The sequence below is a fragment of the Uliginosibacterium sangjuense genome, assembly GCF_059132465.1.
In genome coordinates this window covers 602608-623391 of the sequence record NZ_CP101132.1, presented here as the reverse complement: position 1 = coordinate 623391, position 20784 = coordinate 602608, and the positions used below count along the sequence as shown (strand labels likewise).

Here is a 20784-nt window from a genome sequence, read left to right as displayed (position 1 = left end):
GCGGCCCGCCCCAGTCCAGCTTAACGGGAATAGACGTTCATGCCCGGGAAGAAAAACGCCACTTCAACGGCAGCGGTTTCCGGGGCATCGGAACCATGGACCGCGTTGGCGTCGATGGATTCCGCGAAATCGGCGCGGATCGTGCCGGGCGCAGCCTTCTTCGGGTCGGTGGCGCCCATCAGCTCACGGTTCTTGAGGATGGCGTTCTCGCCTTCCAAGGCCTGGATCATCACCGGGCCGGAGGTCATGAAGGACACCAGATCCTTGAAGAAGGGGCGTTCCTTGTGCACGGCATAGAACTGGCCAGCCTCCTGCTCGGACAGGTGCACCATCTTGGCGGCAATGACCTTCAGGCCAGCGTCTTCGAAGCGCTGGTAGATCTTGCCGATCACGTTCTTGGCGACGGCGTCGGGCTTGATGATGGACAGGGTGCGTTCAATTGCCATGTTGTCTTCTCCAAACTGGGGCTGAAAAATGGGGTGACCAGAAACGGGGGTCCTAGCTGGCCGGTCAAAAATAACCCGCTATTTTATCAGCACTTTTCAGTATTTCGAAAGGCAAGCCCCGGCTCAGTCCCTCGCCAGTGCTGCCCGCGCCATGGCGTCCAGCACCTCCGGCGCTTCGCCCAGGACCGGCGCGAGGCTCAGGACAAGGCCCGGATGGCGCGCCCGCGCCGCCTCCAGCAACAGCGGCACGTCACGCCGTACATGCCCGCCCTGGGCCAGGAAGACCGGCACCACGCACAGCTCGTGCTGACCCGCCGCGACCGCCTGGTCGATGGCTTCGGGCAGGCTGGGTGCCATGAATTCGAGGAAGGCGAGGCGCACATCGCGCGCCGGCGCCTGTGCCAGGATGCGCTCACGCAGGCGCTGCATGGGCCGCGCCCACTCGGGGTCGCGCGCGCCATGGCCAAACAGGATCAGCCCGGGGGCGCTCATGCCACCTCCCCCGCCGCCCGCACATCACGCTCCAGCCAGGCCAGTGCGCGTGCCGCCGCCATGAAGCCCATGCTGGCGGTGACCGTCACGGCCGAGCCGTAACCGGCACAGGACAAGCCCTGCGGCGCCTCGCCAGCCGCGCAGGCTTGCGGCCGCTGCACGGGCTCACGCGAATAGACCACCTCGATGCCGAACTTGCGCCGCGCATCGCGCGGAAAACCATGCGCCTTGCGCAACTGCGCGCGCACCTTGGCGAGCAGCGGGTCTTGCTCGGTCTGGGCGAGATCGGCCACGCACAGGCGGGTCGGGTCGCTCTTGCCACCTGCGCTGCCACACATCACCAGGGGCCAGCCCAGGTCTCGGCACAACACGGCCATCGCGATCTTGACGCGGGCGGCATCAATCGCATCCAGGATCAGGTCGTGTCCGGCCAGCAACTGGGCGGCATTGTCGGGCGTCACGAAATCCTCGACCGTGTCCACACGACAGGCCGGATTGATCGCCCGCACACGCTCGGCCATGGCCGTCACCTTGGCCAGGCCGTAAGCGTCGCCCAGGGCATGAATCTGCCGGTTGGTGTTGGACTCCGCCACCATGTCCAGGTCGATCAGGCTCAGTGCGCCGACGCCGGAGCGCGCCAGCGCCTCGACCGCCCAGGAGCCGACCCCGCCGATGCCGATCACGCACACCCGCGAAGCGGCGAAGCGCATGGCGGCCGCCTCGCCGTAAAGCCGGCCCACGCCGCCAAAGCGCCGCGCCAGATCCGCCTCGTCCTGTCTGCCTGTCTGTTCCACCACCGCCGTCATTCCTCGCTCTCCCTCAGGACCCGGATTTTCGCAGACGGGCGAAGGCGTGGCGGAATTTCTCCAGCTTGGGCGCCACGACATAGGCGCAGTAAGGCTGCTGTGGGTGGCGCGCGTAGTAGTCCTGGTGATAGTCCTCGGCCGGGTAGAAATGCGAGGCCGCCACGCATTCGGTGACGACGGGCGCGGCGAAGGCGCCACTGGCGCGTAGCTCGGCCAGCACGGCCTCGGCGGTCGCGCGCTGCGTCTCGTCGCCGTAAAAGATGGCCGAGCGGTACTGGCTGCCCACGTCATTGCCCTGGCGATTGAGCTGGGTCGGGTCGTGGATCACGAAGAACACCTCCAGCAGCTCGCGGTAGCTCACCACATCCGCATCGAACACGATGCGCACCGCCTCGGCATGGCCTGTGTCGCCATCGCATACGGTCTCGTAGTCCGGATCTGCGAGATGACCGCCGATGTAGCCGGAGCGCACCTCCAGCACGCCACGCAGGTCCAGATACACCGCCTCCAGACACCAGAAACAGCCACCCGCCAGGATTGCTTCTTCACGCCTCATTGCCCACCCCCTTGCCGCTGGATGCATTGATCCACAAATCCGAACAAATATGACGAATTACGTAGTGGCATACCCGGATTGCATTTCCCTTCCAGGCGGCCAAAATGAGTCATACCACTCTTGACCGTTTGTCAGACAATTTCGTTGTGGCTGGAATCTTGCGGCACACTGCGTGCCGAAGCCCGATACGGTCGGAAACGCAAGATGCATCGTCAGAGATGGCTTTGACGCTGTCGCCGCCGGATGGTTCGTACCCGTTTTCCGTCGCCTGGTTGTACTGCATGGTGGTCGGACAGTTTGACGGAAGCTGTCTGACCAAGTGTCTCCTTTATCCTCCCTTGAGGCCGTCGATGCCACGCATCGACGGCTCTTTTTTTGCTGGTTTCCACAGTGCTGGGCGGCGATTCACATTCTTTTGCCTTTCCGGCGTTCCGCTCAAACAGGCTGGACACCCGGCCGGCCGTCCTCCACCGCGAACGCAGCCTGCAAGCTGACGGCGGAATCCGGCCGCCCCACCTCCTCCACGCCATACAGGCGCGTCTCCCAGCGCCGCGGCCCCAACTCGCACAGCACATAACCCCGCTTGTCGCTGGCGGCGAAGCGCGCATGCGGGTTGCGCGCCCGCATTTGGGTGATGCGGGCCGGGCTGGTGCCGTTCTGCGAGCTGATGCTGGTGCCAGTGAACTCGGCCGCGAGGACTGGCGTGTCCGGGCGTTCCGGCTGGGCATGCACGTCGGCCACCCAGTGCATGTGGATGTCACCGCCCAGGATCACCGGATTACGCGGGGCATGCCGTTGCAGGTCGGCCAGCAGGCGCGCACGGGCCGCCGGGTAGCCGTCCCAGGCGTCGCTGCCGACGGCAGGCACGCCTTCCGGCGCGAAGTCGCGCGGCGTGAAGGCAGTCTGCTGGGCGATCACGCACCAGTGCGCATTGCTCGCCCGGTCCTGCGCGAAGCCCTCTGCCAGCCAGGCCTCCTGGGCCGGCCCGAGCAGGCTGCGCGCCGAATCAGACAGCGCCGTGCACTGGTCGCTGCGCAACACACGCGAGCCACCGCGCCCTTCCTTCTGACAGGCCTGCGGGTCGCGGTACTGGCGGTCGTCCAGCAGATGGAAACTGGCCAGGCGCCCATAGCGCACGCGGTCGTGGATGCGCAGACCGCCAGGTGTCTGAGCGCCCGCCACCAGGGAACTGGCGCGCAGCGGCATGGCTTCGTAGTAGGCCTGGTAGGCGGCAGCACGACGCGCCGGAAAGTCTGACGAGAGGTTCTCGTCCTGCAGGCCGGCGTAGTCGTTGGCGACTTCGTGATCGTCCCAGGTCAGCAGCCAGGGGCAGTGCGCATGCATGGCCTGCAGCAAGGGATCGCTGCGGTAGAGGGCATAGCGCGCACGGTACTGCTCAAGGGTCTGGCACAGGGGCTGATCATGGGTGCGCACGCCTTTCCTGCCACCAGCGTACTCGTAGATGTAGTCGCCGACGAACACGACCAGATCAGGATCTTGCTCGCGCAGGTGGCGCCAGGCGGCATAGTGCCCATGTTCCCAGCGCTGGCAGGAGGCGAGCCCCAAGCGCAGCCGATCGGGCAGGCTGTCAGCCGCCGGCAGAGTGCGCGTGCGGCCAACCGGGCTGGTCGCCGCAGCGACCATGAAGCGATACCAGAAGGGGCGATCCGGCGACAGGCCCGTGACTTCCACATGCGCCGTATGCGCCAGCTGCGGCACAACCATCGTCTCGCCGCGCCGCACGATGCGGCGAAAGCCTTCGTCCGCCGCCAGCTCCCAGCGCAGCGTGACCTCCCCCACCCCGGCCAGAGCATGGCCATCCTCACCTAGCAGGCGGGTCCACAGCACCATGCCATCGGGTGTTGGCGAGCCGCTGGCCACTCCCATGCCGAAGGGGTTGCCGGGCAGGCGCGGATTGGCCCAGGCCCAGCGCGGCAGGCGGCCCGCCAATGCGGTGCCAAGCGCAAGACGCATCCAGTCGCGGCGTTGCATGCAGCCTCCTCTCGGTTCAGAAAGCGATGGCGATGGAAATGTGCGGGCGTACCGTGCGGTCGTCCAGCGCGTAGCCCAGGTCGAAGGCGATCGGGCCGGCCGGCGTGCGGAAGCGCACCCCCACGCCCACCGACTTCTTCAGCTTGAACTTGTCGAGATCGTTGCCGGCATTGCCGGCGTCGGCGAACACCGCCGAGGCCCAGTTGTCCGCAAACCAGTGATTGTGCTCGACCGACATCACCGCGAGGTAGCGCCCGCCCACCACGGCCGCGCCACTTTGCGCGCCGAGGCTCAGGTAATCGTAGCCGCGCACGGTCTGCGCGCCGCCGGTACGGAACAGGAACTCCTGGGGCACCTCGGTCGGGTTCTTGGTCTGGGTGTAGCCGCCCTCGGCGCGGGTGATCAGCACGTCACGCTGGGCCAGGGGCCAGTAATAGGTGAGGCGGCCATAGCTGCGCACAAAGTTGGCGTCCGACAGCAGGAGTTGCAGGCCGCCGCCGAACTGCACGTTGAGCACGTAACCGCGGCGCGGACTGATGAGGTTATTGACGTGCCGCCGTGTCCACGACCAGTTGAGCGCCAGCGCGGAGGCACGCGTCGGGTCGCCCTCGTCGGGTTTGTTGCGCTCGGCCTGCGCGGACAGGCCGATGCGCGTCTCGATGTCACCGCGCGGCTTGGTGCGCGCCACGCCAAACAGCACGCGACTGCTGTCGAGGCGTTCGATGTAGCTGTGCTCCACCAGACCGCCCACGCTGTATTGGAGCATGCCTTCCTCGGGCGGCAGGAAGACGTCGGCCGAGGCGGCCTGGCGCTTCTGCTCCAGGCTGAGCCCGCTGTTGAGCTGCAAGGCGCTGCCCCACCAGTTGGCATTGCGGTAGTCGATCTGCCCGCGGAACCCGGTGTTGGTGCTGTAACCCGTGCCCAGGGTCACGCCACGCGGCTTGGCCTCGACCACCAGCACGCGCACGGTGGCGTGCTCAGCATTGGCCGGGTCGGGGTCGATGCTGACGTCGGCGCCGGAGAAGTAAGGCGTGCCCTGCAGGGCCGACTGCAACTGCAACAGGCCTTCCTGGCTATAGGGATCGCCCTCCCGCAAGGTGTTGTAGCGTTCGACCAGGCTGGCCGGATAGTCGGACACGCCGCGAATCTCCAGCTTGCCCAGGCGGAAGGCCGGGCCACTGTCGATCACCACCTGCAGATGCACCTCGGCGGCGGCGGCGTCGACCTCGGCGCGCGAGTCGACCAGGCGTGCCAGCGGGAAGTCGCGCGCGCTCACCCGCCGCAAGGCCTCCTCCTTGGCTTCGGTCCAGTCGGCCTGGCGGAAGGGCTGCCCCTCGGGCAAGTCCCAGGCGCGTTGCCAGCGCGCCATGCGCTGGGCGAAACGAGGGTCTTCGTTGACCGCGCCGGTGAAGCTGAGCTGCACGCTCTTGATCACGGCGCGCGGCCCCGGCGTCACCACCACCTGCACCGGCTCACTGGCGGGGTCGATCTCGACCTGCGGACTGAAATAGCCCTCAACCGCCAGCAGCGCGGGAATGGCCTGGCGCAGGCGGCGCAGCAGACCCAGCCGCGCCACGTCGTCGTCCATCCCCTCGTGGCCAGCCATGTCGGTCGGCAGATGCTGTTGCAACAAGGGCAGTATCTCGGCCGGCGCCTCAAGCCGGAACGGTGCCTGCGCCTGCGCGGGCGCCCCCAGGCTGAAACACAGGACCAGCAGGAAGCGCAACGACGAACGCGGCATCGAGGCGGATCAGCCCTGCCATTCCTCGTGGTAGCGCACCACCCGCTCGACCTCGTTCTTCGAGCCCAGCACCACCGGGATGCGCTGGTGCAGCGAACGCGGCTGCACATCCATCACGCGCTGGCGCCCGGTGGAGGCTGCGCCGCCAGCCTGCTCGACGATGAAGGCCATCGGATTGGCCTCGTAGAGCAGGCGCAAATGGCCGCCGCGCACGCGGTTCTTGGAGTCCAGCGGATACATGAAGATGCCACCGCGCGACAGGATGCGATGCACGTCCGCCACCATGGAGGCCACCCAGCGCATATTGAAATCCTGCTCGCGCGGCCCCTCGGTCCCGGCCTGCAACTCCTCCACATAGCGCTTGATCGGCGGTTCCCAGAAGCGCGCACGCGAAGCATTGATGGCGAACTCCTTGGTGTCGGCGGGAATCCGGATGTCCGGATGGGTCAGGATCCAGGCGCCGAACTCGCGGTCCAGCGTGAAACCATGGCTGCCGCTGCCCACCGTCAGCACCAGCATGGTGGAGGGGCCGTAGATCGCGTAACCCGCCGCCACCTGCGCGGTGCCCGGTTGCAGGAAGGCCGCCACGTTCGGGTTGGGCTCGCCATCCGGACAGGCCAGCACCGAGAAGATGGTGCCGACCGAGACATTGACGTCAATGTTGGAAGAACCGTCCAGCGGGTCGAACACCAACAGGTACTCGCCCATCGGATAGCGGTTCGGGATGGGGAAGACCTCCTCCATCTCCTCCGAGGCCATGGCGGCCAGGTGCCCGCCCCATTCATTGGCCTGCAGCAGCAGTTCGTTGGAGATCACGTCCAGCTTCTTCTGCGCCTCGCCCTGCACGTTGTCGCTGCCGGCCATGCCCAGCACGCCGGCCACCGCGCCCTTGCCGACGTGCACGCTGATCGTCTTGACCGCGCGCGCGACCACCTCGATGAGCAAGCGCAGATTGGCCGGAATCTGCTGGTGCTGGCGTTGTTGTTCGATGAGGAACTGCGTGAGGGTGATGCGGCTCATGGGGAATCCTGTCTGTCATGTTGCTTTGAGGAAGATTATCCCCCGGATTGCAGTGCAGCAAAATCGCCCCGACCAAGGTACGGACAAACCCGTAAGCGGTTCGAGGGGTTAAGATCGCCCCCTCGGTGGGAACCTACGCGACGCCCCCAGGTCTTGAAGAGGCACGCGTTCATCCCGGCGCCCCGCCCGCGGGCCGCACAACCCAAGCAAGCAGCACAACCCATGCAGATAGTCATCGTCGGAGCCGGACTGCTCGGTGTCACCACCGCGTGGTACCTGCGCCAGGCCGGCCACCAAGTGCGCGTCATCGAGCGCCGCGAGGCCCCCGCCCTTGAAGCCAGTTTCGCCAATGGCGGCCAGATTTCCATCTCCCACCCCGAGCCCTGGGCCAACCCCGGCGCGCCTGCCCAGGTGCTGCGCTGGCTCGGGCGCAAAGACGCCCCCCTGCTGTTCCGCCTGCCGGCCGAAGCCGAACGCTGGCGCTGGGGCCTGTCCTTCCTGCGCGAATGCCTGCCCGGACGGAGCCGTCGCAACACCCTGGCGATCGCCCGCCTGGCCGCCTACAGCGCAGAGTCGCTGCGCGCCCTGCGGCACGAGACGGGCCTGCGCTACGACCAGCAGTCGCGTGGCGTGATCCATCTCTATTTCAGCCCGCGCGAACTCAAGCACGGGCGCGCCCAGCACCGCATCCTCAACCGTCTGGGCATCCCCGCCAGCCTGCTCAGCGCAGCCCAATGCGTGGACGCCGAGCCCGCCCTGACCTCACTCGCCGACCGCCTGGTGGGCGGCATGCAGGGGCATGACGATGAGAGCGGCGACGCCCATCGCTTCACCACCGAACTGGCCCGCCTGGCGGCCGAGGCGGGCGTGGAATTCATCTTCAACAGCGAGGTCGAGTCCTTCGAGACCCACGCGGGCCGCATCTCGGCCGTGCATCTGCTCGACAACCATGGCCGGCGCGGCGCATTGGGCGGCGATATCTTCGTGCTGACCGCCGGCGTGTGGTCGCGCGGCCTGGTGCAAGAACTGGGCGAGCGCCTGCCGATCTACCCGGTCAAGGGCTACTCGATCACCGCGCCGGTCCTCGACCCGCGGCGTGCGCCGACCGCCAGCATCACCGACGAGTCGCATCGCATCGTCTGCTCACGCCTGGGCGACCGCCTGCGCGTGGCGGGCACCGCCGAGCTCAATGGTTATGACCAGAGTCTCGACCCGGAGCGCTGCGATGCGCTGGTGCGCTGGCTGGCCGACGCCTTCCCCGGAGCCTGCGACCTGCACCAGGCCGAGCCCTGGGCCGGTCTGCGCCCCGCCACCCCCAGCAACGTGCCGTTGATCGGCCGCAGCCGCCTGCACAACCTGTACTACAACACCGGCCACGGCACCCTGGGCTGGACGCTCTCCTGCGGCTCGGCCCGCGCACTGGCCGACATCATCGACCGCCGCCCGCCGACGCCCCAGTTCCCCTTCCTGCGCGGCGGTCGTGCATGAGCTTCAGCGCGGAGTTCGGCGAATACGTCGCGGAACTCCTCGCCCCGCTGGGCACGGTGCGCCTCAAGCGCATGTTCGGCGGCGGCGGCGTGTATGTGGATGAAGTGTTCGTGGCGGTCATCGCCGACGACATCCTGTACCTCAAGGCCGACGAGCAGAACCGCCCCGAATTCATTACCGCCGGCAGCGAAGCCTTCGTCTACCAGGCCAAGGGCAAGACCGTCACCCTTGGCTTCTGGCGCGCGCCAGACGAAGCCATGGACTCCCCCGCCCTGATGCAGCCCTGGGCACGCAGCGCACTGGCGGCTGCCTTGCGCGCCAAGGCCCCCAAATCACCCAAACCAGCGGCACGGAAAACGGACCGGCGGAAATGAAAACGGGCTCCTCGCGGAGCCCGTTTCGCTTGCGACCTGACCGTCTTACTTCGGCAGATCGGCCAGGTACAACGCCGGTTCGCCTTCGAAGTCGGAGGTGAACAGCACGCGCTTGTCATCCGGCGTGAAGGAAGGGTGCGGGTGGGTGACCTGGCGATCCTCCTTGTACACCTTCCACGAGCTGCTGTGCTTGGCGATCTTCTTGGTGCTCTTGTCCTTGAGGTCAAAGAGGTACAGGAAGGGGTCGTTCTCGTGCTGGTGCGCCGCCGTGTTCGACACGTCCGGCGGCGTATCGCAACCGTCACCGACCAGCAGCGTGCCGTTGTAGTTGGAGTACAGGTGCGAACAGGCCGGCATGGTCAGCAGCGCCTCGTTCTTCAGCGTGATCGGGTCAGCAGAGCATATCCAGCGCTCGACGCTGCCTTCCTTGTAGGACACGTAGATCATCTTCGAGCCGTCCGGCGTGAAGAACTCGTGTGTGCAGCTCTCACCCTTCTCGTGCTCCTTCACGCAACGCACATTGGTCCCGTCTTCATTGACGAACCACATGCGCGCGTCGACCAGGTCGTGCGGGCCTTCGTGGCAGTAGGCCACGGTGTTGTCGTCGAAGGGGCGATACAGCGGGTGGCCCATCCACTTGGCCTGCTCGTAGATCACCGTGCTGGTGCCGGTCGCGATGTCGATCTTCACCAGGCGGCAGCGCGGCTTCTTGTGGAACTGGACGGCGAACTCTTCCCAGGTCTTGAGCGGCAGCAGATCGCCTTCGACCACTTCGATGCCGACCAGCTTGGTGCAGGCCGAGTTGGCCACCCAGGTACCGTAGCCCTTGTAGCCCTGCGGCACCGTGTAGAGGATCTCTTCTTCCAGCGAGTCGAGCGCCACGCGACGCAGCTCGCGCCCGCCCTTCACGTAGTAGAGGTACTTGTCGTCCGGCGACAGGAAGTTGCCAAAGGTGTTGTCGACCTTGCCCTTGCCGTCAGTGAGCTGACGCGCCTGCTGGGTCTCCAGGTCGAGCAGGTAGGCATTCCAGCTGCCGCCATCGAAGAGGCCTCCGAACAACAGCTTCTTGCCGTCGTTGGTGAAGCACTTCTGGTAGAAATAATTGCGGTGACAGGTGACGTCGGTGGGCGTCAGGCGGGTCACGCGCGCTCCGGTGTCGGAGTCTGTGAAATCTTGAAACTTGAGCTGGATGATGTCGCCCTTGGCCATTGTGTTTCTACCTCACGAGTAAGCACTGGAACTGGCGAAGCCCGCCGGGAGCGTTTTCGCCGAGTCCTGCATGTTAACCTAATGGCACTTGCCGGGCGCTTCCGCGACCCGGTTTTCTGCCTGTCATCAATGACTTCCTGTTGCCGCCGGCCCCCTTGGGCGCCGTCGGCTGCGTTTCTTGTGCCGTCTTGGCGCGGTGTTTTTCCGTTTACGGCAGGCGCCGGACCAACTTGATTCAGGGCAAGGCCGGGGTTTTCCCCAGCGCCTAAGCTTCGGAGCCGGTGATCACCCTTCCGATGCGACCCCCGACGGCCGCCCATCCGCCCCAATGAAGAAGCCACAACTGGTTTGCCCGGCAGGCAGCCTGCCTGCGCTGAAGACGGCCGTGGACCACGGTGCCGACGCGGTGTACATGGGCCTCAAGGACGCCACCAACGCGCGCAATTTCGCCGGCCTCAACTTCGACCTCGCGGCCGCCCGCGAAGGCATCCGCTACGCCCAGGCCAAGGGCCGCCAGGTGCTGATGGCCATCAACACCTATGCCCAGGCCGGTGAAGAAGCCCAGTGGCGGCGCGCCGTGGACAGCGCGGCCGATCTTGGGGTCGACGCGGTCATCATGGCCGACCCCGGCCTGCTCGACTACGCCAGCCGCACCCACCCGCAGATGCGCCGCCACCTGTCGGTACAGGGCTCCTGCACCAACTACGAAGCGGTGAATCTGGCTCGCGAGCTGTGGGGCATCGAACGCGCCGTGCTGCCGCGCGTGCTCACCATCGACCAGGTGCGCCACGTCATCGCGCATACCGAGGTCGAGATCGAGGTGTTCGGTTTCGGCAGCCTGTGCGTCATGGTGGAGGGGCGTTGCCTGCTGTCCAGCTATGCCACCGGCGAGTCGCCCAACACCGCCGGCGTGTGCTCGCCGGCCAAGGCGGTGCGCTGGAGCGAGACACCGCGTGGTACCGAGGCGCGTCTGTCCGGCATCCTGATCGACGAGTACGCGAAGGACGAGCCAGCCGGCTACCCGGTGCTGTGCAAGGGGCGCTTCGGCGTCAATGGCGAGACCTATTACGCGCTGGAGGAGCCAACCAGCCTCAACGTGATCGAGGCCCTGCCGCAGCTACTGGAGATCGGCGTGGCTGCCATCAAGGTCGAGGGCCGCCAGCGCAGCCCCGCCTACGTGGCCGAGGTCACCCGCGCGCTGCGCGCTGCCATCGACGCGGCCTGCGCCGACCCTCTGCGGTTCGCCGCCAAACCGGCCTGGATGCAGGCCCTGGGCAAGGTGTCGGAAGGACAGCACGTCACGCTCGGCGCCTACCTGCGTCCCTGGAAATAAGCATGAAACTCAGCCTCGGCCCCCTGCTCTACTTCTGGCCACGCGAACAAGCGCTGGCCTTCTATGAATCGGTCGCCGCCTGGCCGGTCGATACCGTCTATCTCGGCGAGGTCGTGTGCAGCCGCCGCCAGCAACTGCGCCTGGACGACTGGCTGGGCATCGCGCGCCGCCTCGCCGACACCGGCAAGGAGGTGGTGCTGTCCTGCCAGGCCCTGCTGGAGAGCGAGAGCGAGCTGAAGACGCTGCGCCGGGTGACCGGCAACGGCGAGTTCCTGGTCGAAGCAAACGACCTCGGCGCGGTGCACCTGCTGCGCGGCCAGCGCTGGGTCGCTGGCCCACACCTGAACACCTACAACGCGACGACACTGGGGCTGTACGCCTCGCTGGGCGCGGTGCGCTGGATTCCGCCGGTGGAGATGTCAGGCGAGCGCCTGGGTACGGTGCTGGCCGGTCTGTCCGAGATTTGCCCTCTCCCTCACCCCCTGTCCCGCGAGGCGGGCGAGGACTCCCCCCTCCCCCAGCCCCTCTCCCACAAGGCGGGCGAGGGGAGCATAGAGCGCTGCGATGCAGCGGATGTAAAGATGGAGACGGAGGTCTTCGCCTGGGGCCGCCTGCCGCTGGCCTTCTCCTCGCGCTGCTTCACCGCGCGCCACTTTCGCCTCAAGAAGGACGACTGCCAGTTCCGCTGCATGGAGCACCCGGATGGCATGCGCCTGGACGCCCGCGATGGGCAGGCCTTCCTCAACGTCAATGGCATCCAGACACAGTCGGCCGCCACCCACAACCTGTTGCCGCACCTGGGCGCCCTGCGCGCGCTGAAGGTGCAGGCCCTGCGCATCAGCCCACAAGCCAATTACACGGAAACCGTGCTGCGCAACTTCCGCGCCGCGCTGGACGGCCAGGCCGTCGCGGCCAGCGCGCACGCGGCGCTGGCGCCCAGCGGCACCTGCGATGGTTACTGGCTGGGCCAGCCCGGCATTCTAGAAACCGCAGGAGACGCACATGCACACGCCTGAGTTCAGTTTTCCCGCCCTGTTCGCCCGCCTCGGGCCACGCCTGCCGCAACGCCCCTGGAGCGACGCACTGATGCTGGCGCTGGAGGCGGCGCGGCGCAGCGGCAAGCTGGCCGGCGACCTCGCCTTCCTCGACGGACGCACCGTCGCCATCCATGTCAGCGACCTCGGCGCGACGGCCTGCGTCAGCTACCGCGAGGGGCGCTTCCACCGCGCGCGCGAATCGGCCACCACGCCAGCCGACGTGCGTTTCTCGGCGCGCGCCTGCGACTACCTGCGCATCCTGCGCCGCGAGGAAGACCCGGACACCCTGTTCTTCCAGCGCAAGCTGCGCATCGAAGGCGACACCGAACTGGGGCTCACGCTCAAGAACCTGCTCGACAGCATTGAGGTCCCGGCCTGGCTGATAAGCCATCCGGCCTGAGATTGGCCTGACAACTCACGATCGCCCGGCAGGCCTGTCCGCCCTGCCGGGCGCGGCTCCCAGGCTGCGCACCCGCCGAATTCGTCTAATTCGCCAAATTCGCCGCACCTCAGTCACCCAAGGGCGCGCGCGGCGGGACAGGCGGCGTTGAAGCCGGACGCCCCGCGCCGGATCATTCAGACAAGCGCGCAGGCACGCCCATTGCTCGCGTTCGCCTGACAAACGACTGATCCGGATCGCCCATGCACACCGCCGCCCACCATCGCAAACTCATCGGCCGCCTGCGCCTGGATGCCATGGACTCGCCTCGCCGCTACCGGCGCAATGCGCTCCTGGTTTCCCTCCTGCCCGTGCTGGCGATGCTGGCCTTCGTGGCCATATGCGCAGCTTTGGTGCTGGCTGGCCTGATGATCCTGGAAGATCGCCTGCTAGCCACCGTGGCGGTGGTCACCGGCCTGCTCCTGCCGCTGCTGGGACTGCATCTGCTGCAGATCGAACTGCCGGCGCCCGAAGGTTTTCCCGCGCCCCAGAATGCCGCGCCCAAACTGTGGGAACTGCTCAACAAGCTGCGCCTCAAGCTGAATGCGCCACGCATCGACGAAGTGCTGCTGGTGGAAGACTTCACCGTGCGCCTCGAACACTTTCCGCGCTGGGGCTGGTTCGGCCCCTCGCGCCATGTGCTGGTGCTGGGCCTGCCCTGGCTGATGGCCCTGTCGCCCAAGCAGGCAGCAGCCGGCATTGCGCACGAGTACGCACGCTACGGTTCGCGCGAAGACTGGCGCTACGCCTGGGTGCAGCGCTGCCGCAGCTTGTGGCCGCGCTACATGGAGGCCTTGCCGGGCGCCATGGACTCATTGCGCAATCGCCTGCTCGCCCGCTACGCCAATTACATGCACGCCTACACGCTGCCGCTGGCGGGCGATATGACGATCCGCGCCGATATCGCCGCGGCGCGTTGCGTGGGCCCGGAACGCGCCGCCCAGGCCATCGTGCGCAGCCGGGTCATGAGCAACTGGCTCAATGCCTTCTTCTGGCCCGAGTTCATGCGCCACGCCGACGACCAACCGGCGCCCGAGCGCATGCCCTTCCAGAGCCTCATCACCGCCTTGCGTGCGGCCGACCAGAGCATGGCGCAGCGCCGTTGCTACATGGAGGAAATGCAGCGCAAGCGCCAGGTCGACGAGGTGGACCCGCCGCTCAACGAACGCCTGCGCTGCCTCAGCCAGAAGCCTGAGCTGACCGGCATGCCGGAATGCACCGCCGCCGAACACCTGCTGGGCAAGCATCTGGCGCAAGCGATCCGCAATCTGGACGAAGCCTGGATGGCGCGCGAGCAACCCTATTGGCGCCAACGCCACGAGGCCGTGCAGGGCGCACGCCTGTGGCTGGACAACATGGGCAGCGTGCCGGATGTTGAGATCATGAACCTGGAGGCCCTGACCCAGTACGCGCGCGCCCTGCTGACCGTGGGCCGGCGTGCCGAGGCGATGGCCGCGCTGAGCCGTGCGGCCAATCATCCCCAGGGCACGGTGGAGACGGCCTGGTCGGTCGCCCAGATCGTGAGTGAGCACGACGAGGCCGAAGCCCTGCCCTACCTCGACCTGGTGATCGAGCGCGACGCCATGCATGCGGTGGCGGCGGCAGAGCTGGCGCTGTCGATCGCCGAGCGACATGGCCGGCGTGACCGCGTGGGCCACTACAAGCGCAGCATCGAGGCGCTGGTCGCTGCCTGATCTGGTGATCTGGCACGCCTGTCAGGCCGGTGTGCCAGCTCGCCTTGGGCGGCGGTCCCTCCATGAGGCAATCTTGACCTCGATCAAGCACGCGGCGCGCACCCCCTAGCCTCCCATATCTAGTAGCCATAGCATCCCCCGGCACAACATCTAGTAGGGGGAGACGACGATGGCGGAACTCACCGGGGTCATCAAGCGCGATGGCCGCCTGCTGCCCTTCGACGCGGCCAAGATCGAGGCCGCGATTGCCCGTGCCGGCCAGGCCAGCGGCGAGTTCCAACCCCACGAGGCCGAGCGGCTCACCCGCCTGGTGGTTGACCGCTTGGTCGCCCAGGGCGAGCTGGTGCCCACCATAGAACGCATCCAGGACACGGTGGAAGTCTCGCTGATGGCCGCTGGCTGGTATCGCACTGCACGCGCCTACATCGTCTACCGCGAGCAGCGTGCGCGCCTGCGCCGCGACCACAAGACCGTCGTCGATGTCGAGAACGCCATCAACGAATACCTCGACCGCCGTGACTGGCGGGTCAATGCCAACGCCAACCAGGGCTACTCGCTGGGCGGCCTGATCCTCAACGTCTCCGGCAAGGTGGTGGCCAACTACTGGCTCAACCATGTGTACGCGACCGAGATCGGCGAGGCGCACCGCGCCGGCGATGTGCATATCCACGACCTGGACATGCTGGCCGGCTACTGCGCTGGCTGGTCATTGAGAACCCTGCTGACCGAAGGCTTCAACGGCGTGCCGGGCAAGGTGGAATCGTCGCCGCCCAAGCACCTCAGTGCGGCCGTGGGGCAGATCGTAAACTTCCTCGGCACGCTGCAGAACGAGTGGGCCGGCGCCCAGGCCTTCAGCTCCTTCGATACCTACCTGGCGCCCTTCGTGCGCAAGGACGCCATGTCCTATGCCCAGGTCCGCCAGTGCATCCAGGAGCTGATCTACAACCTCAACGTGCCCAGCCGCTGGGGCACCCAGACCCCCTTCACCAATCTCACCTTCGACTGGGTGTGCCCGGAAGACCTGCGCGAGCAGATCCCCTACATCGGCGGGAAGGAAATGCCCTTCGCCTACGGCGAGCTGCAGGCCGAGATGGACATGATCAACCGCGCCTACATCGATGTGATGACGGCCGGTGATCGCCACGGCCGTGTATTCACCTTCCCCATCCCGACCTACAACATCACGCCGGATTTCGACTGGGACACCGAGAACGCCAACCGCCTGTTCGAGATGACGGCCAAGTACGGCCTGCCCTACTTCCAGAACTTCCTGAACTCGGAGCTCTCGCCGAACATGGTGCGCAGCATGTGCTGCCGCCTGCAGCTCGACCTGCGCGAGCTGCTCAAGCGTGGCAACGGCCTCTTCGGCTCGGCCGAGCAGACCGGCTCGCTGGGCGTGGTGACGCTCAACTGCGCGCGCATCGGCTACCTGTTCAAGGGTGACGAGGCGGGCCTGTTCGCCCGCGTAGACCGCCTGCTGGAACTGGGCCGCGACAGCCTGGAGGTGAAGCGCCAGGTGATCCAGCAACTCATCAATGCCGGCCTGTTCCCTTACACCAAGCGCTACCTCGGCACCCTGCGCAACCACTTCAGCACCCTGGGGGTGAACGGCATCAACGAGATGATCCGCAACTTCACCGAGGGCCGCGAAGACATCACCACGCCCTGGGGCGAAGCCTTCGCGCTCCGCCTGCTGAACCACATCCGCGCCCGCATGAGCGAGTTCCAGGAGGCCACCGGCCACCTCTACAACCTGGAGGCCACGCCGGCCGAGGGCACGACTTATCGCTTCGCCAAGGAAGACCGCAAGCGCTGGCCCGACATCCTGCAGGCCGGCACACGCGAACAGCCCTATTACACCAACTCCTCGCAGTTGCCGGTCGGCTTCACCGACGACCCCTTCGAGGCGCTGCGCCGGCAGGAGCCGCTGCAGACGCGCTACACCGGCGGCACCGTGCTGCACCTCTACATGGCCGAGCAGGTATCCAGCGTGGCGGCCTGCAAGAAACTGGTGCGGCGCGCGCTGGAGAACTTCCGCCTGCCCTACATCACGGTCACGCCGACTTTCTCGATCTGCCCCAAGCACGGCTATCTGAAAGGCGAGCACAAGTTCTGCCCGAAGTGCGACGAGGAACTGATCGCCAAGAAGCTGGCCTGCTGCGACTGACCTATTTGTCATCCCGCCGGCGCGGGATGACCTCGTCTGTTAATTGACCACCGGAGAACGCGCCCATGAATGACTTCGCCCTGCCCATCGTGACCGAGATCGAACTGAAGGACGAGGAACGCACCCTGTGCGAGGTGTGGACGCGCGTGATGGGCTACCACCGCCCGGTCGCGTCCTTCAACGTGGGCAAGCAGGGCGAGCATGCCGAGCGCCTGAGCTTCCAGGAAGATCGCTGCGGACTGTGCTGAGCAGGCTGAGGCAGCGACAGGCTTAGGACGCCACAGGGAACAATGAGCGCCCCCCGACCTGCTACACGCCACCCCAAGGCCGCGTCATTCCTGCGCAGGCAGGAATCCAGCGTCTGTCGATGGCAGCAGTGCGGGAGGGAAATGAAGTCACTGGGTCCCTGCCTGCGCAGGGACGACGAAGCGAAGTACCGGCCCCGAAAATCACCATGACAGACGCACTCTGCATCGGCGGTTTCGTGCCCTGCTCGACCCAGGACTGGCCCGACCAGCTCGCCGCCGTGGTCTTCGTGCGCGGCTGCCCCTGGCGCTGCCGCTACTGCCACAACCCGCATCTGCAGACCCGCGAGTGGGCCGACGACCGCGCCTGGGACGAGGTGCTGCTGCGCCTGTCCGACCGCCAGGGCCTGCTCGACGGGGTGGTCTTCTCGGGCGGCGAGCCGACCGCAGACGCGGCGCTGCCGGCGGCCATGCTCAGCGTGCGCCGGCTGGGCCTGGGCGTCGCCCTGCACACCGCCGGCTGCTACCCGCAGCGCCTGGCGCCGCTGCTGCCGCAGCTCGACTGGATCGGCCTCGACATCAAGGCCGATGCAGCCGACTACGCATCCATCACCGGTGTGGCGGGTAGCGGCGACAAGGCCTGGCAGAGCCTGCGCCTGATCCGCGCCGCCGGCGTGCCCTTCGAGGTGCGCCTCACGGTGCACCCGGACTGGTTGCCGCAAGCCCAAGTCCACGCCTTGCTGGCGCGACTGGCCGACGAGGGCGTCACCCATCCCGTGCTGCAGGCCGCGCGCGGCACGGCCCAACTGGCCTGCGACACACCGCCTGGCTACCTGGAGACGGTACGCGCCGGGGCCCCGCCGGGCAGCCATCCGCGGCTGCGCTGAGCGGGTCGCCGACGCCCCGCCTCACCAGTTGGCGAACACCTCTCCGTCGGAGATGCGCGACATGTCGCGCAAGGTGGTCGCCGTCGGCGGCGCGGCCAACTCGGCCAGCGGCAGGGTCAGCACCACCTCGGTGCTGTCGGCCGCATCGTTGAAGATGGCTTCGATCGTGCCGCCCTGCGCCTCCACCAGGCGCCGTGCCGAATAGGTGCCCAGGCCGGTGCCGCCGCGCTTGCCGGCGGTGACGTACTTGTCGAAGAAGCACGCGCGCACGGCCACCGGCGCCACGCCACGATTGCGGATCGACACGCAGGCATGCTCGCCCTGCATGCCCACCGCGAGGTCGATGGTGGTACCCGGCGGCGCCGCCTCCAGCGCATTGCGCAGCAGGTTGTGGAACAGCGAGTTGCACAGCAGGCGGTCGCCGGCCACGCCCAGCGCCAGGCAGGCATCGCCCGGGGTGCGCAGGTTCAGCGCGCAGCGGCGCCGACGCGCCTCGCCGCGCAGCGCGTCCATCATGCCGTGCATGATGTCGATGAGGTCCAGCGCTTCCGGCTCGAAGCGGAATTCACCGGTCTCGATCTTGTACAGGCTGGACGACAGGCTCAGCATGTCCATGACCTGGTGGGTGCAACTGTCGATGCTGCGCAGGTAGGAGGCCTGCGATTCGGAGAAGCGCCCCTGCTCCAGCAGCAGACCGGTCAGGCCGGCGATGCCGCTGAGCGGCCCCTTGAGGTCGTGGCGCACGATCTTGTCGGCCTCGTCGCGCGCCCGGCTCAGCGCGCGCAGGCGCTGGCACTCGGCCTCGGCCTCGCGCCGGCGGGCGAGTTGCCGCAGCAGGTTGCCCACACGCAGGCTCAGGGCTTGCGACGGCATGGTCTTGCTGAAGACATCCACGGCGCCCAGGTTCAAGCCGGTCATCACGCAGGTGTCATCGTGGCGTTCCGCGAGGAGGATCATCGGCAGCTCGGCCGTCGCCGCATGGGCACGCAGCGCGCGCGCCACCTCGAAGCCGTCGCAACCCGGCATCTCGATGTCGAGCAGCAACAGGGCCGGCGGGTCCTCGCCCTGGCACACCTGCAGGGCATGCTTGGCATCCGCCGCCGCGCGCACGCGATGGTGGCGCGCCAGCAGGCTGCCGAGCGCCATGCGCTGCTCCGGTGAATCGTCGACGATCAGCACGCCGCCGTCGCGCGGTGCAGGCGCCGCCGCGTCGGAATCCGCCTGGCCGGCACCGGCGGCCGGATCGGACGCTTCTTCCGCCGGCGGCTGCCAGCCCAGCGCGCGCGCCAGGCCGTCGATGAAGCGCGAAGCGGTATAGGGCTTGATCAGCACGCTGCTGGCACCGGCCCCGATCACCTCCTTCAGCGCCTCGCGCCCGGCCTCCGCCGTCACCAGCATGAACGGCAGGGCATGCAGGCGTGCCTCGCCACGCATGGCGCGCAGCAGCCCCAGGCCATCCAGCACGGGCATGTCGAGATCGGAAATGACCAGGTCCACCGCATGCAGTTCGAGCAGGCGCAGCGCCTCGGCGCCGTCGCGTGCGGCAAGGATCCGCTTCACGCCACAATTGCGCAGCAACTGCGTGGTGACCTTGCGCATGGCTTCCAGGTCGTCCACCACCAGTACGCACTTGGTTCTCAGTTCTTCGAGGATCATACGGCCTCCTGTTCGGTCTTTGCGCGCGCCTCGGCCTGGTCGTCGGCAAAGCGCGCCGCGATGCACTGGAAGGTGGCGAGGCAGCGGTCGAAGGCGTCCACCACCTCCGGGTCGAAATGCGTGCCGCGCCCCTCGTGGATGAGCTGCACCGCGGCTTCGTGCGGCATCGGCGGCTTGTAGGGGCGACGGCTGATGAGTGCGTCATACACGTCGGCCAGCGCCATCAGGCGGGCCGACAGCGGGATGTCCTGGCCGCTGAGGCCATTCGGATAGCCACTGCCGTCCCACTTCTCGTGATGACTGGCGGCGATCTCCTTGGCGATGCGCAGGAACTCGATCGGCATGCCCAGGTCTTCCTCGGCCTTCTCGATGGCCTGGCGGCCGATGTCGGGATGGCGCTTCATGATCGCGAACTCTTCCGCCGTCAGCTTGCCAGGCTTGAGCAGGATGTGGTCGGGCACGCCGACCTTGCCGATGTCATGCAAGGGCGCGGACTTCTGCAGCAGTTCGATATAGGCCGGGCTGAGCAGCGCCGCGTAGTGCGGCAGGCGGGCCATCTCCTCGGCCAGTGCCTTGACGTAGCACTGGGTGCGCTTGATGTGATTGCCGGTCTCGTTGTCGCGCGCCTCGGCCAGCGAGGCGATGGCCAGGATGGCGGCATCGCGCGTGGCAACCAGCTCGCGCGTACGCTGGGCGACGGTCTCCTCCAGCTCGTCGCCACGCTGGCGCAGCAGGTCGGCCGCCTGCTTGAGGAGCAGGTGGTTGCGGATGCGCGCCTGCAGCAGCGCCGGGTTGAAGGGCTTGGTGATGTAGTCCACCGCGCCGCAGGCCAGCCCGGTCTGCTGGTTGCTCTCCAGTGCGTTGGCTGTGACGAAGATCACCGGCACGGCCGCCGTGCGGGCATCGGCCTTGAGGGCGCGGCACACTGCGTAGCCATCCATGCCGGGCATGGCCACGTCGAGCAGCACCAGGTCGGGCGGGGCATCGCGCCAGGCGATGTCGAGCGCGCGGTGGCCCGAGCTGGCCATCTTCACGCGGTAGTGGTCGGCAAGGACGTGGTACATCACTTCCAGGTTCTCTGCCGTGTCGTCCACGATCAGGATTGTCGGGGGCGGGGTGCTGCTGCCTGTGTCGGGTGTGCTCATGATGGCTTCCTCTTTCTGGCTCGGCGCTGCGGGCGCCCGGGATGGCTATGTCGATGC

Annotated in this window: 19 protein-coding genes; 9 read left to right on the top strand and 10 right to left on the bottom strand. The window is 67.2% G+C overall.

The genetic code is table 11. The features are described from left to right. Positions 1-20: 20 nt before the first annotated feature. The 7 genes from ndk to NMB43_RS02770 form a co-directional block, all read right to left on the bottom strand. Positions 21-446, bottom strand: coding sequence for a nucleoside-diphosphate kinase (gene ndk, locus NMB43_RS02800; RefSeq protein WP_494350639.1), 426 nt, complete (start codon positions 444-446; stop codon positions 21-23). Between the two features lie 123 nt (positions 447-569). Continuing rightward, positions 570-938: a sirohydrochlorin chelatase gene (locus NMB43_RS02795; RefSeq protein WP_494350638.1), complete on the bottom strand. Its 369-nt coding sequence runs from the start codon at positions 936-938 to the stop codon at positions 570-572. Continuing rightward, on the bottom strand, positions 935-1735 hold the full coding sequence (locus NMB43_RS02790; protein WP_494350637.1) for a tRNA threonylcarbamoyladenosine dehydratase: 801 nt from the start codon (positions 1733-1735) through the stop codon (positions 935-937). The genes NMB43_RS02795 and NMB43_RS02790 overlap by 4 nt, the downstream gene beginning before the upstream one ends. Positions 1736-1757: 22 nt before the next feature. Continuing rightward, complete coding sequence (msrA, locus tag NMB43_RS02785; protein WP_494350636.1) at positions 1758-2300, bottom strand: peptide-methionine (S)-S-oxide reductase MsrA; 543 nt, start codon at positions 2298-2300, stop codon at positions 1758-1760. A gap of 435 nt (positions 2301-2735) precedes the next feature. Then, entirely contained in the window at positions 2736-4292 is a 1557-nt protein-coding gene (locus NMB43_RS02780) for an alkaline phosphatase D family protein (protein ID WP_494350635.1), read from the bottom strand. A 16-nt stretch (positions 4293-4308) separates the two neighbouring features. Beyond that, positions 4309-6033, bottom strand: coding sequence for an autotransporter assembly complex protein TamA (locus tag NMB43_RS02775; RefSeq protein WP_494350634.1), 1725 nt, complete (start codon positions 6031-6033; stop codon positions 4309-4311). A 9-nt stretch (positions 6034-6042) separates the two neighbouring features. After that, complete coding sequence (locus NMB43_RS02770; RefSeq protein WP_494350633.1) at positions 6043-7053, bottom strand: class 1 fructose-bisphosphatase; 1011 nt, start codon at positions 7051-7053, stop codon at positions 6043-6045. Positions 7054-7275: 222 nt separating this feature from the next. Here NMB43_RS02770 and NMB43_RS02765 point away from each other — a divergent pair, with 222 nt between their 5' ends. Both NMB43_RS02765 and NMB43_RS02760 read left to right on the top strand, forming a co-directional pair. After that, a complete protein-coding gene (locus NMB43_RS02765) occupies positions 7276-8541 on the top strand; it encodes a D-amino acid dehydrogenase (protein ID WP_494350632.1) in 1266 nt (421 codons plus the stop codon). Next, entirely contained in the window at positions 8538-8915 is a 378-nt protein-coding gene (locus NMB43_RS02760) for a TfoX/Sxy family protein (RefSeq protein WP_494350631.1), read from the top strand. The genes NMB43_RS02765 and NMB43_RS02760 overlap by 4 nt, the downstream gene beginning before the upstream one ends. Positions 8916-8960: 45 nt before the next feature. Here NMB43_RS02760 and NMB43_RS02755 read toward each other — a convergent pair whose 3' ends face one another. After that, positions 8961-10124 (bottom strand): oligogalacturonate lyase family protein, encoded by a 1164-nt coding sequence (locus NMB43_RS02755; protein ID WP_494350630.1) that lies wholly within the window; start codon positions 10122-10124, stop codon positions 8961-8963. Between the two features lie 328 nt (positions 10125-10452). Here NMB43_RS02755 and ubiU point away from each other — a divergent pair, with 328 nt between their 5' ends. The 7 genes from ubiU (at position 10453) to NMB43_RS02720 (ending at position 17926) form a co-directional block, all read left to right on the top strand. Beyond that, entirely contained in the window at positions 10453-11457 is a 1005-nt protein-coding gene (ubiU, locus tag NMB43_RS02750; protein ID WP_494350629.1) for a ubiquinone anaerobic biosynthesis protein UbiU, read from the top strand. 2 nt (positions 11458-11459) lie between these two features. Then, positions 11460-12473 carry a U32 family peptidase gene (locus NMB43_RS02745; protein WP_494350628.1) on the top strand — a complete coding sequence of 338 codons (1014 nt, stop codon included), beginning with the start codon at positions 11460-11462 and terminating at the stop codon, positions 12471-12473. Then, the gene (gene ubiT / locus NMB43_RS02740) at positions 12460-12894 is read left to right on the top strand and encodes a ubiquinone anaerobic biosynthesis accessory factor UbiT (RefSeq protein ID WP_494350627.1); all 435 of its coding nucleotides are present in this window, start codon (positions 12460-12462) and stop codon (positions 12892-12894) included. Before NMB43_RS02745 ends, ubiT begins: the two co-directional genes overlap by 14 nt. 242 nt (positions 12895-13136) lie before the next feature. Beyond that, positions 13137-14627 (top strand): M48 family metalloprotease, encoded by a 1491-nt coding sequence (locus NMB43_RS02735; RefSeq protein ID WP_494350626.1) that lies wholly within the window; start codon positions 13137-13139, stop codon positions 14625-14627. A 169-nt stretch (positions 14628-14796) separates the two neighbouring features. Further along, on the top strand, positions 14797-16794 hold the full coding sequence (locus NMB43_RS02730) for a ribonucleoside triphosphate reductase (protein ID WP_494350625.1): 1998 nt from the start codon (positions 14797-14799) through the stop codon (positions 16792-16794). 65 nt (positions 16795-16859) lie between these two features. Then, positions 16860-17042 carry an anaerobic ribonucleoside-triphosphate reductase gene (gene nrdD / locus NMB43_RS02725; protein ID WP_494350624.1) on the top strand — a complete coding sequence of 61 codons (183 nt, stop codon included), beginning with the start codon at positions 16860-16862 and terminating at the stop codon, positions 17040-17042. A 206-nt stretch (positions 17043-17248) separates the two neighbouring features. Beyond that, entirely contained in the window at positions 17249-17926 is a 678-nt protein-coding gene (locus tag NMB43_RS02720; RefSeq protein WP_494350623.1) for an anaerobic ribonucleoside-triphosphate reductase activating protein, read from the top strand. A gap of 21 nt (positions 17927-17947) precedes the next feature. Here NMB43_RS02720 and NMB43_RS02715 read toward each other — a convergent pair whose 3' ends face one another. Further along, complete coding sequence (locus NMB43_RS02715; RefSeq protein ID WP_494350622.1) at positions 17948-19582, bottom strand: ATP-binding response regulator; 1635 nt, start codon at positions 19580-19582, stop codon at positions 17948-17950. Beyond that, complete coding sequence (locus NMB43_RS02710; RefSeq protein ID WP_494350621.1) at positions 19579-20727, bottom strand: HD domain-containing phosphohydrolase; 1149 nt, start codon at positions 20725-20727, stop codon at positions 19579-19581. Before NMB43_RS02710 ends, NMB43_RS02715 begins: the two co-directional genes overlap by 4 nt. Between the last annotated feature and the right edge of the window lie 57 nt (positions 20728-20784).